At 29.0% G+C, this 12,334-nt stretch carries 9 protein-coding genes and 3 tRNA genes; 3 read left to right on the top strand and 9 right to left on the bottom strand.

What is annotated here, in order from left to right:
• Positions 1–13: 13 nt before the first annotated feature.
• Both ybeY and M9400_RS02395 read right to left on the bottom strand, forming a co-directional pair.
• Complete coding sequence (gene ybeY, locus M9400_RS02390) at positions 14–466, bottom strand: rRNA maturation RNase YbeY (protein ID WP_420022275.1); 453 nt, start codon at positions 464–466, stop codon at positions 14–16.
• 71 nt (positions 467–537) lie between these two features.
• A complete protein-coding gene (locus M9400_RS02395; protein ID WP_250232263.1) occupies positions 538–1,569 on the bottom strand; it encodes a PhoH family protein in 1,032 nt (343 codons plus the stop codon).
• Between the two features lie 405 nt (positions 1,570–1,974).
• Between M9400_RS02395 and M9400_RS02400 the strand changes: the two genes are divergently transcribed.
• The gene (locus M9400_RS02400; RefSeq protein ID WP_250232264.1) at positions 1,975–3,150 is read left to right on the top strand and encodes an FAD-dependent monooxygenase; all 1,176 of its coding nucleotides are present in this window, start codon (positions 1,975–1,977) and stop codon (positions 3,148–3,150) included.
• A 250-nt stretch (positions 3,151–3,400) separates the two neighbouring features.
• Here M9400_RS02400 and M9400_RS02405 read toward each other — a convergent pair.
• The 5 genes from M9400_RS02405 to nagB all read right to left on the bottom strand — a co-directional run bounded on the left by M9400_RS02405 (position 3,401) and on the right by nagB (position 6,087).
• Positions 3,401–3,472: transfer RNA gene (locus M9400_RS02405), tRNA-Gln, on the bottom strand.
• A gap of 69 nt (positions 3,473–3,541) precedes the next feature.
• Positions 3,542–3,623 (bottom strand) — tRNA-Leu (locus M9400_RS02410).
• Between the two features lie 24 nt (positions 3,624–3,647).
• A tRNA-Met gene (locus tag M9400_RS02415) sits at positions 3,648–3,721 on the bottom strand.
• A gap of 399 nt (positions 3,722–4,120) precedes the next feature.
• The gene (nagA, locus tag M9400_RS02420; protein WP_250232265.1) at positions 4,121–5,272 is read right to left on the bottom strand and encodes an N-acetylglucosamine-6-phosphate deacetylase; all 1,152 of its coding nucleotides are present in this window, start codon (positions 5,270–5,272) and stop codon (positions 4,121–4,123) included.
• A gap of 11 nt (positions 5,273–5,283) precedes the next feature.
• On the bottom strand, positions 5,284–6,087 hold the full coding sequence (nagB, locus tag M9400_RS02425; RefSeq protein ID WP_250232266.1) for a glucosamine-6-phosphate deaminase: 804 nt from the start codon (positions 6,085–6,087) through the stop codon (positions 5,284–5,286).
• 695 nt (positions 6,088–6,782) lie between these two features.
• Here nagB and glnS point away from each other — a divergent pair.
• On the top strand, positions 6,783–8,444 hold the full coding sequence (glnS, locus tag M9400_RS02430; RefSeq protein ID WP_250232267.1) for a glutamine--tRNA ligase: 1,662 nt from the start codon (positions 6,783–6,785) through the stop codon (positions 8,442–8,444).
• A 146-nt stretch (positions 8,445–8,590) separates the two neighbouring features.
• Here the strand turns inward: glnS and fldA are convergent, their stop codons facing one another.
• Together fldA and M9400_RS02440 are read right to left on the bottom strand one after the other, a co-directional pair.
• Complete coding sequence (gene fldA, locus M9400_RS02435; protein WP_250232268.1) at positions 8,591–9,112, bottom strand: flavodoxin FldA; 522 nt, start codon at positions 9,110–9,112, stop codon at positions 8,591–8,593.
• 234 nt (positions 9,113–9,346) lie between these two features.
• Positions 9,347–10,111, bottom strand: a complete 765-nt coding sequence (locus M9400_RS02440) for an alpha/beta fold hydrolase (RefSeq protein WP_250232269.1) — start codon at positions 10,109–10,111, stop codon at positions 9,347–9,349.
• 199 nt (positions 10,112–10,310) lie between these two features.
• On the opposite strand from M9400_RS02440, the gene M9400_RS02445 reads away from it, so the two are divergent.
• Positions 10,311–11,969: a phosphoglucomutase gene (locus M9400_RS02445; RefSeq protein ID WP_250232270.1), complete on the top strand. Its 1,659-nt coding sequence runs from the start codon at positions 10,311–10,313 to the stop codon at positions 11,967–11,969.
• The last annotated feature ends 365 nt before the right edge of the window (positions 11,970–12,334 follow it).

A 12,334-nucleotide genomic window follows, 5' to 3' on the forward strand; every position in this document is an offset into this window, starting at 1 on the left:
AAATGTATATTACCTATGTATAACAACACGTTTGATATCCGTATTGCTGAAGTATACTTATTTCAGTTTGTTTCATTAATATAGCCTCTTCATCAAGAAGATGATTATATCCCAATAAATGCAATGAACCATGAATCATCATATGCGCCCAATGCGCGCTAGTAGATGGTACATTTCTTTTCTTAGATTCATACTCAATCACTTGACGACAAAGTACTATATCTCCGAGTAATGAAGATTTAATACCGGACGGGGGTACAAAAGGAAATGATAAAACATTAGTAGGATAATTTTTTCCCAAATAATACCAATTTAAATAACGCATTTCTTTTGCATCTACTATACGAATAGTCAATTCTATTTTTTTTTTATACGTAGAAAACATACCGCGCATCCATGATTTAAACAATTTTCTACTAGGTAATCCATCTAAATTTTTACATGCTAATTGCAAATCAAGAACCATTTGATTATTTACCACCAATCAATCCTCTTATTACAATGATTATTATCATCACTATTTATTTCTTTATAATTTTATTTACAATTATTTTTATATTTGTTTGAGTCCATACTCAAAATATTTTTATTACCATCCCATGCTTCATATGCATCTATTATCCGAGTTACTATAGAGTGACGTACCGAGTCTTCTTTATTAAAAAAATTAAAACTAATATCTTTAATGATAGGCAATACTTTAATAGCATGTTCTAATCCAGATGATTGATTAGATGGTAAATCAATTTGTGTAATATCTCCAGTAATAATTACCGTAGAGCGAAATCCAATGCGCGTTAAAAACATTTTCATTTGAGTAATAGTCGTATTCTGACTCTCATCAAGAATAATAACAGAGTCGTTCAATGTACGTCCACGCATGTAAGCTAACGGCGCTACTTCTATTATTTTTTTTTGTATTAATTTCTCTACTCTTTCATATCCAATGATATTGAACAAGGCATCATATAACGGCCGAACATAAGGGTCAGACTTTTGATTAAGATCTCCTGGCAAAAATCCTAATTTTTCTCCTGCTTCAATAGCAGGACGAGTTAAAATAATATGTTTATTTTTTTGACGCTCCAACAAGTCTACCGCAGCAGCGATTGCTAGATACGTTTTCCCAGTTCCTGCAGGCCCTATACCAAAAGTAACATCATGATTAAAAATATTAGAAATATATTGTGCTTGATTTTCTGTACGAGGCTTAATTATTCCACGTTTTGTCTCAATTCTTATTGAACTATTATTAATTTCTTTTGTATATTTTGATTTTTTTTTCAATATTTGGATCTTTTTAATAGTCAGATATATCCGTTCTGGATTAATATCATTAATCGTTTCGCGCTCAAACTCTGTCTCTGAATACAAAGATACTAAAACATCAGTAGCTATTTCAACCGATATTGATGGACCTACTAATCTAAAAAAATTATTGTACCTATTGATAGTAATTTTCAACTGATATTCTAATTGTTTCAAGTTATCATCTAAAGGGCCGCATAGATTTATCAAACGTTTATTATTGACTGGCTGTAATCTAATTTCTTTAGTTACTAAATTCAAATATCACTCCCAAATTATCGGAAATAAAATAGTTAATAATATCACTGCATTTAATACCCTTTTAAAACAAATAACATTAATAAATATATATTATAAATCATGAAACGTAACAAACAGCATTATATACTAACATACATGGAATATACAATTATTCATAAAAATTAACCAAATATATTGATGCACTTATACAAAATATAATATTTTTACAGTAAAAATATTTACAATCATATATTAAGAAAATTAACTTATAATTTAATCGATAAAATTTTTAATATTTATTTAAATATATAATTTTATATGTTATGTATTTATGTATTAATAATTATTTACTTATATATAATCTTGACAATGTTATTAAGCATACATTATATATAAATTAACCCTTACATTAAATCATAAAATACTATGAAAAAATTACTTTGTGATGTATTAATATTTGGTGGCGGGATCATAGGCGCGTCCTTAGCATTACGTCTTTCTCAATCCGGGATTAAAGTAATCATAGTAGACCATAAATATCCTATTCCAATTAAAAAAAAAACAACACCATATATCCGAGTTGCTGCTATTAATTATGCTTCGGTTGAATTCTTAAAAAAAATTAATATATGGGACAAAATTCCTGCTAATTTTTGTATTCCATATCATCATTTGGAAGCATGGGAATGGCCATTGGCAAAAGTAACCTTTCATTCTTTATCTGTAGGCGTCCCTAAAATGGGATTAATTATCGAAAATAATCGTTTGCAATTAGCACTGTGGGAAAATTTTATAAACTTTAAAACAATAACATTATGTTGCCCATCTGTATTAGTCTCTATGTATTATGACGGTTCTGCTTGGAGATGTCTTCTCGATAATGGTGTCATAATTATCAGTCGTCTATTAATAGGAGCTGACGGAATTTATTCTCAGATTCGAAAAAAATTAGGAATCGGAGTAATTGGTTGGAAATATCATCAATGTTGTATGTTACTTACTATCAAAACTAAAAAATACCAATATGGAACAGTTTGGCAAAAATTCACTCCTTATGGTCCTATAGGGTTTTTACCTCTATATGATCATTGGGGATCATTAATGTGGTATAATACTCCTGAATATATTCAAAAATTACAACAGTTACCTATAGAAATATTAGAAAAAGAAATTAGAAATAATTTTAAAAACCAATTAGGTAACGTTAAACTATACAATCTAACTGTAGCTCCCCTAATTCGTCAACGTGCATATAGTTATATAACTCCAGGAGGAGCATTAGTCGGCGATGCCGCTCATTCTTTGCATCCTTTAGTAGGACAAGGAATAAATTTAGGACTGCGTGATGTTGCATGCTTATCATACTTATTAATTAATTCACGTGTTTTTGATGAACATTCAAGTATATCAGAAGTTTTAATATCCTATCAAAATAACCGTAAATATGATTCCGCCCTAATGCAATCTAGCATAGATTGGTTGTACTTTATTTTTCATAACAACTTTTGGCCACTAAAAATAGCAAGGAATATTGCGTTTATGACAATTGAACGATCTACCTACCTAAAGAAAAAGATATTATTATATGCTTTAGGTATATAATAATATCTTTTTCTTTAATACAACTCCTCCTATTATCATATACGTATATTTCTAACCTATTGTTGATAATAGATCAAATATAGGTATACGGATACATAATAATATCGATTATATACAATTACATTCACCTTATACCCTATGCAGTAACATTTAAATTTAACAACCATTAACCAATACAAATTAAGTTCAAAAATTAAGCATATAAATATATATGCTTTCATTGCAGTCTAACAATTACAGTTGTTAGCTACTGGGGCACCAGGATTCGAACCTGGGAATGGCGGGATCAAAACCCGCTGCCTTACCGTTTGGCTATACCCCATTATCATGAAGACATATTCACTTTATATTTTCACATTTCTTCTTTTATCATATCAATCAATAAATAACATACGGGAGACGAGATTTGAACTCGTATACTTATCAGTATCAGATCCTAATTCTGACGCGTCTACCTATTTCGCCACTCCCGCAATGCTATTTACTGATTATACCAATAGCTACGACGGGACTTGAACCTGTGACCTCAGCATTATGAGTGCTGCGCTCTAACCCACTGAGCTACGTAGCCAAAATTTCAATTGACTTAAATTGCAAACGTTCAATTACTTCCCTACATAATGACAACTCATTATTATAATGTAGCAATCACAAAATATCCACCAACCTTCTTTCATATTTATCTTATTATTTAGATGAACATAATTATCATATGATCTTATAATATTTATTATTAAAAATAATAAATATTATTTTTTTAAACTATGTATTATTCCCCTATGATTATGATTTTATATTTGATAAAATCATAATCATAGGGGAATAATACTAATACTACTTTATGTATAAAAATTCGGTCTTATTAAAGTTCAGTGAACTATTCACTAATCTACAGTAACAAAAGATTTAAAGTCCACCTAAATTAATTTTTAATAACATTAATACTACAAATATTTATAAATCATGAAGATTACATGTTAACTATTTTACCATTAATAATGGTTTTCTCTATTTTATAGTCTTGATTAAAAACAGTTAAATTAGCAATTTTATTTATTTCTAAACTACCTAAACAATGGTCCACTCTTATAGCTTTCGCTGGATATAAAGTAGCCATACGTAAAGCTTCATCCAACGGTATTCCAATATATTTAACACTATTTTTTATTGCTCGTATCATTGTTAAAGTTGATCCACTAAGCACCCCTTTACGGTCCACACACATATGATTACGATGATATATAGTTCTGTTAGAAAAAATAAAATTAGATTTTACCTTATTAGTTCCTGCAGGACTAGTTGCATCAGTTACTAAAATTAAACGATCTCCTTTAATCTTCTTAGCATATCTAATACTAGCCCAGTGGACATGAAACCCGTCTGCTATCACACTACAGTATATTTCTGGTGTATCAAAAATAGCACCGATAACACCAGGTTCACGAGCAGTTAACGGAGGCATAGCATTAAATAAATGAGTTCCAAAACTAACACCACATAAAAAACTAAACCGTGTTTGTTGATAAGTAGCATTAGAATGTCCAATTGCAACACAAATCCCAGATTTATGTAACTTCTGCATAAATGTCATCTTTAATTGTTCAGGAGCAAGAGTTATTTTTTTAATAACATCACTATTATCACATAAATAATTTACCATTTCTTCTGTTAGCGAACGAATTAATATAGGATTATGTACACCTCGCCTTCTAACATTTATAAACGGACCTTCTAAATGCAATCCTAAAGCTTGATTTTTATTTTGATACAAAAACCCACGCATAACTCTAATAGCTCTTCTAATCAAAACATCGCTGCTAGTAATTAACGTTGGAAGAAAACTAGTACAACCTGAAAGTTGATTAGTTGTTTGCATTTTTTTCAGTGTACATATTGATATTGCACTTATATAATCATTAAATTGTGTTCCACCACATCCATTAACTTGTAAATCTATAAATCCAGGTGTTAATATAGACCCTGACAGATCATGCATATCTATATTTTTAGGTAACTCACTAGTAGAACAAATAGTTCTAATAATTCCTTCAGAAACTATAAGCGCATGATCATTAAGAATTTCTTTACCAGTATAAATTTTACTATTAATTAAAGCATACATACTTTATAAAACTATGTTGTAATTGTTTGATTATTAATTTCTAATTCTTGAAAATACTTAACCGTTTTTATTTTTAACTCCATAGTCGACAACTCATCACACACCAATATTGATTTAGGATGTAACTGTAAACAACTAATCGTCCACATATGGTTAACACTGCCCTCAATTGCTGACTTTACTGCTTTAGCCTTATTTAGTCCAGTTGCTATTATTATTATTTCTCGTGATTCCAGCAATGTAGCAATCCCAATAGTTAATGCAAATTTAGGTACAGAATTAATATTATTATTAAAAAAATTAGCATTTGATATGCGTGTTGCTTTACTTAAGTTTTTAATTCTAGTGCGTGATGTTAAGGAAGACCCCGGTTCATTAAAAGCAAGATGCCCGTCATTTCCAACTCCTCCTATAAATAAACGAACACCTCCATACGATTTTATTTTTTCTTCATATTGTTGACATTCAGCTTTAATATTGTCAGTATTGCCATTTAAAACATAAACATTCTCTTTAGGGATATCAACATGATTAATAAAATTCGTATGTATAAAAGAATGATAACTTTTAGGATCTTCATAAGATAAACCAAGATACTCATCCATAGTAAATATTACTACATATTTAAAACTCACTTGACCAAACTGATACATTGATACAATATTTTTATAAGTTTTTATTGGTGTTCTACCTGCAGGCAATCCCAATATAAACGGATTTTCAATAGTGGGACTAAAAGAATTAATACGATACACAACATAGTTCGCAACCCATTGAGCCACATGATCGGCAGTATCAAGAAATATAACCCTCATTGTTGTATCTCTTTACATTAGTAATTAAGCTACTCTATAACAATTTAAAAATACTTATAAAAAATTAAACACTAAAGTATTTATTTAAAAATTATCATTAATACTCATAAATTGTTAACAAACACATCACACATCTTTTAAAAAGTTATTTTAATACACCCTTACATCAATAATTATAAAACAACATGCATATATAAACATTATAAAATCATTTAACAATAACTTACTGATTCTAGTTTGTAATCTCTTGACTTATTATCCGCAAACCTGTATGAATCATGCACATTTTTAATTCCAATATAATTTTCACATCTATATTTATTAATTCTAAAGACTGCTATTTAAATTTAAAATAAACTAAAACAAACAGATTATATCAAGTATAATACGATTTACAATAATAAAATAAAATCCATACGTACTATTATATATCTTCCATGAAAGTAAATATCTATAAATTATAATTTTACAATATCAAATATAAATAGTACATAACATACGCATATCTTATACAAAGATTAATTAATATAATTACGTATTAGTTTATAATAAACATGTGTTTTAATTATGAAAAACAAGATTTGTACTAGTAGCACTATTTGCATTTTAATGATATGCAAAACGTTGTTATTGCAACATAAAAATAAAATATATATTAATAAACGAATTACATCCATATAAAAAAGAATAAACAAATGAAGATAATTATTAATTACCGACCTAATTTTATCCACCGTATTATTAATAAAGATTTAAAAGCAAAAAAATATACTAATGTACGTACACGGTTTCCTCCAGAACCCAATGGGTATTTACACATTGGGCATGCTAAAGCTATATGCCTTAATTTTAATATTGCTCAATATTATCATGGCCAATGCAATTTACGATTTGATGATACTAATCCGGAAAAAGAACACAAAGAATATATTGAAGCTATTAAATATGATATTCAATGGCTTGGATTTATATGGGATGGAGATATACATTATTCATCAGATTATATTAAAGAATTATATAATTACGCTATCAAATTAATCAAAAAAGGATTAGCATATATAGATGAATTATCCACAGACGAAATTAGAAGATACCGCGGCACATTAACACATCCTGGAAAAAACAGCCCATACCGATCTCGCAGTATTGAAGAAAATTTAATTTATTTTTATAAAATGAAAGATGGATATTTCCCAGAAGGTGGCGCTTGTTTACGCGCTAAAATTGATATGTCCTCTTCTTCCATAGTAATGCGAGATCCAGTACTATATCGTATTAAATATACTCCACATCATCGTATCGGGGAGAGTTGGTGTATATATCCAACATACGATTTTAGTCATTGTATTTCAGATGCAATAGAAGGTATCACTCACTCTTTATGTACTTTAGAATTCCAAGATAATCGTATTTTATATAATTGGATACTAAATAATATTGATATCGTTACCCGTCCTACTCAATATGAATTTTCTCGACTTAATTTAGAATATGTGATTACATCTAAACGTAAACTTAATATATTAGTTACAAAAAAAATAGTCGACGGATGGGATGATCCTCGTATGCCTACCATTTCTGGATTACGACGCAGAGGATATACAGCTAGATCAATTCGTGAATTTTGTCATCGTATCGGTATTAGTAAACAAGAAAGTCAAATAAAATTATCACTTTTAGAATCATGTATCAGATCAGACTTAAACCAACACGCCCCACGGATTATGGCAGTAATCAATCCAATAAAAATTATTATTAATAATTTACCTATAGGATATGAAGAAATAATTGAAATGCCAAATCATCCTAATAACCCTAAAATGGGAGTCCGTTATGTAATCTTTAGTCAAGAAATTTTTATTGATCGTCTTGATTTTTGCGAAATATTAAACAACAATGAACATTATAAATTAACTTTAGGCAAAGAAATACGATTAAGATACGCTTATGTCATAAAAGCAGAAAATATTGAAAAAGATAGTAATGGAGATATCATTTGCATCTACTGTAGTTATGATCCATACACTTTACATAGAAATCCAATGGACGGTAGAAAAATAACTGGAGTAATTCATTGGGTATCAGCAACAAAAAATTTACTAGCAGAATTTCGTTTGTATGATAAACTATTTACTAATCCTAATCCTTCTATGACAAATCATTTTATAGACAACATTAATCCTAAATCTTTAATAATCTCTAAAGGAATTGTTGAAGCAAATATAGTTAAATCGGATAGTCTTGGTCCCTATCAAATTGAACGTGAAGGATACTTCATTATAGATAATCAACTTTCTAAAAAATCTTATCTAGTATTTAACAGAACAGTAACTTTAAAAGAATCTAAACACTATTAAAAAAAACTTAAAATAATCATACAATTGCACTATTTTATTACTGTAAAATCTAGCCGCATACCTATCACAAACAATGTTTAAAACTAAAATTTATAATAACTTTTTTAATAAGATAAAAATATAACGATGTAATTGCTATTTTATTTTCAATTAATCTTCATTTCACCACGAATTTGATTAACCCAATGTTTCACACGTATCTCTGTCATTTCAGGCTGTCGATCTTCATCAATTGCCAATCCAACAAATGTATCTGCGCTAATTAAGCTTTTTGATGTGTTAAAATGATAACCAGATGCAGGCCATGATCCAATCACAATAGCACCATTTTTTAAAATAATATCATATAAAATACTCATCGCATCACAAAAATATTCCGAATAATCCTCTTGATCTCCACATCCAAAAATTGCTACTTTTTTTCCAGAAAAATCAATATTTCTTAATGTAGGAAGAAAATCATCCCAATCACATTGAGGCTCTCCATAATACCAAGTAGGAATACCAAATAACAATTTGTCATAATGTTCTATATCTTCTTTAGAACTTACAGCTATATCAAAAACATCCGCAACATCCTGCCCTAATTGCGCTCGAATCATTTTCGCAAGTTTTTCAGTGTTGCCCGTATCGCTGCTAAAAAAAATACCTACCGATGCTGCTATCATAATATCCCAACCCTATATTTATTTTCACACAAACACATTTCTTTATTCTCAAATTAGTTATGCACCCAATCCTACAACTTTAAAGTATTAAAGGTTTTACAGTTCTACATAGTACCTTTAATACAATATTTAATCAATCCAATAATTACTTATATTATCATTTATAATTAAATTAAATCTACGAAACAAAATGGTACAGTCATATTTACATATAAATTATGATATCTACCAAAATTAATGGATAATAAATTCATTAATTGCGCTTAGTACATGTGAGGGATTATCCCAATGTACCCAATGACTTGCATGAGATATCATACAAATACGGGTTTGCGGAAATTGATGGTATATGTCATGTAAATAATGATTATCAATATATGGAGACAATGAACCCCTAATAAATAATACTGGACCCCACCAAATTTGATACGTATTCCAATCACTAATATGTTTATAATTATCTCTAATAGATGAAACATTGAACATCCAAGATCCTTGACGGAAAGATTTTAATAAAAACAATATTAATGTTCGATCAATAAAATACTGCTGCATAATGTATGCAGCTTCGTCTCTATTTTTTACTCCGGATACATTAATACACTCAATCGCATTAAAAATATTATCATGCTTCCAAATATTATATTTTACTGGCGCTATATCAATAACCACAACCTTACTTACCCGAGTAGCTGCCAACGTACACAGCCTCATCGCAACTTTTCCACCCATTGAGTAACCAATAACTATAAATTGCTCTATGAACAACTGATCAAGTAAGTCCAAAATATCTTTTGCCATTATAGAATAAGTCATAGATTTTGAATGAGGAGAATGACCATGATTACGTAAATCAACTTGCACAACACAACAATACTGAGCTAAGCTCTCAGCAATTATTCCAAGATTGCTAAGATCACCAAAAAGTCCATGGATTAGTACTACTGGCGTTCTCTGATATATAGTTTTAAGAATTCGTAATCTATAATTAAGTTGCATAATATACGTTATGCCAATAATAACAACATTTAGATATTTTATTAATCACAATCAAACAACATATGTTTATTATATATAAAAGTCTCATTTAATCAACATATGCAATTATTTCTTAGATATTAAACCAACGATAATTTTTATAAAATATCGTAATATTTTTGTCTAATTATATAAAATAATCAATTAAGGAGATCTGTATATGCAGAATCACATTCGCGCTGGAAAACTAGCATCACATAATGAAACTATTAATACATCTCAATTAATAACACAATATTATACTTTATCTCCAGATCCAAGCAATGATGCTCATAGTATTGTATTCGGAACATCGGGTCATCGTGGCAGTTCCCAGAAATATAGCTTTAACGAAGCACATATATTAGCAATCAGTCAATCAATTGTGCAAATACGTACACAACAAGGTATAACTGGCCCATGTTATGTTGGAAAAGATACTCACGCTCTTTCCGAGCCAGCATTTATATCTGTACTTGAAGTATTAGCAGCTAATTATATTGACGTTATCGTTCAAAAAAAAAATGGTTATACTCCAACTCCTGCTATTTCTCATGCTATTACTCAATATAACAAAAATCATCATAATAATCATACAAAAAAAGCTGATGGTATCATTATTACATCTTCTCATAATCCACCTGAAGATGGCGGGATAAAATATAACTCAGTATATGGAGGACCAGCTTCTACTAATATTACTCGTGCAATTGAACTAACTGCTAACAGGTTTTTAATAAATAATTTAAAAAATGTACATCGTATGACATTGGATAACGCTTGGAAAAGCGGATATATACATACACAAGATTTTATTTTAAATTATGTAAAAAAACTATCTACAATAATCAATATGAAAGCTATACAAACATCTGGTTTAAAGTTAGGAGTACATCCTTTAGGTGGATCAAGTATAGATTATTGGCAAAATATTGCTCAATATTATCAATTAAATTTAAACTTAATCAGTAAAAAAATTGATAAAACCTTTAGTTTTATGCATCTTGATTATGATGGCTGCATTCGAATGGACTGTTCTTCTAAACTTGCAATGACTGGGGTATTAAAATCGTCTAAAAATTTTGATCTGATTTTAGTTAATGATCCCGACTGTGACAGACATGGTATTATTACTCCTTTTGGTTTAATTAAATCCAATCGTTACCTTACTATTGCAGCTGATTATCTTTTTAACAATCGGCCATTGTGGCGTAATCGTGCATTATCTATAGGAAAAACTTATGTATCTAGTATTATGATAAATCGAGTAGCATATAATCTTAATCGTCAACTATTAGAAGTACCAGTAGGTTTTAAATGGTTTGCAAAAGGATTATTTAATAATCGTTTAGGTTTTGTAGGAGAAGACAGTGCAGGAGCATCTTTTTTAGATTTTTATTGTTCTCCATGGTCTACTGACAAAGATGGAATGATTATGTGTTTATTAGCAGCTGAAATAATTGCTGTTAGCGATAAATCTTTGCAGAAGTATTATGATCAGTTAATTAAAAATTTTGATATATCTAGTTATAATCGCATTCAATTACCTATTAATTACGCACAAAAATCCCTCATTTCTAACACATTGTTTAGTCAAATTAATATGCAAGAATTAGCGAACGATCCTATCATTAGAATCTTAAATATAGTGCCATTAAAAGATCGAATATCCATGGACGGCGTAAAAATAATAACTCACAACGGTTGGGCAGCATGTAGATTATCTGGTACTGAGCCAATATATAAAATTTATTGCGAAAGCCTTTTACATGTTTCTCATAGAGAAAAAATTGAAAGAGAAATAATAGACACCATCCAGTCTATAATAAATTTATCTTGACACAATATGCATAATACATGAGCTAAATAAAATTATTATTCGACAACAATCTCATGTCATTAGTTACTATATTATAGATATTTATAATTTCGAATCTATTTTTCAAATATATTATTCTTAAATAAAAGTCGAATAAATTTGGTAGTCATCGGTACCTTTTTCCATTTATTTTCCGTAGCCATTATATATTAGCTATATAATGGCTACGGAAAATAAATCTTTAACTACAATTTCGCATCGTACCGCATCTATTATTCATCCTATAAAAAATTCATTATATAAAACCATAGTAAATATGAATATTTCAAGATATCCACATCTTTTAAAATAATATTTATATAAGAACTAATAATAAGATAATTTTT

It is taken from the genome of Blochmannia endosymbiont of Camponotus sp. (assembly GCF_023586085.1).
Classification (GTDB): Bacteria; Pseudomonadota; Gammaproteobacteria; order Enterobacterales; family Enterobacteriaceae; genus Blochmanniella.

What these genes read in the sequence shown, in the direction of transcription:
- ybeY (WP_420022275.1), bottom strand. Translation starts at nt 466, where the DNA reads ATGGTTCTTGATTTGCAATTAGCATGTAAAAATTTAGATGGATTACCT.
- M9400_RS02400 (WP_250232264.1), top strand. Translation starts at nt 1,975, where the DNA reads ATGAAAAAATTACTTTGTGATGTATTAATATTTGGTGGCGGGATCATA.
- nagA (WP_250232265.1), bottom strand. Translation starts at nt 5,272, where the DNA reads ATGTATGCTTTAATTAATAGTAAAATTTATACTGGTAAAGAAATTCTT.
- nagB (WP_250232266.1), bottom strand. Translation starts at nt 6,087, where the DNA reads ATGAGGGTTATATTTCTTGATACTGCCGATCATGTGGCTCAATGGGTT.
- glnS (WP_250232267.1), top strand. Translation starts at nt 6,783, where the DNA reads ATGAAGATAATTATTAATTACCGACCTAATTTTATCCACCGTATTATT.
- fldA (WP_250232268.1), bottom strand. Translation starts at nt 9,112, where the DNA reads ATGATAGCAGCATCGGTAGGTATTTTTTTTAGCAGCGATACGGGCAAC.
- M9400_RS02440 (WP_250232269.1), bottom strand. Translation starts at nt 10,111, where the DNA reads ATGCAACTTAATTATAGATTACGAATTCTTAAAACTATATATCAGAGA.
- M9400_RS02445 (WP_250232270.1), top strand. Translation starts at nt 10,311, where the DNA reads ATGCAGAATCACATTCGCGCTGGAAAACTAGCATCACATAATGAAACT.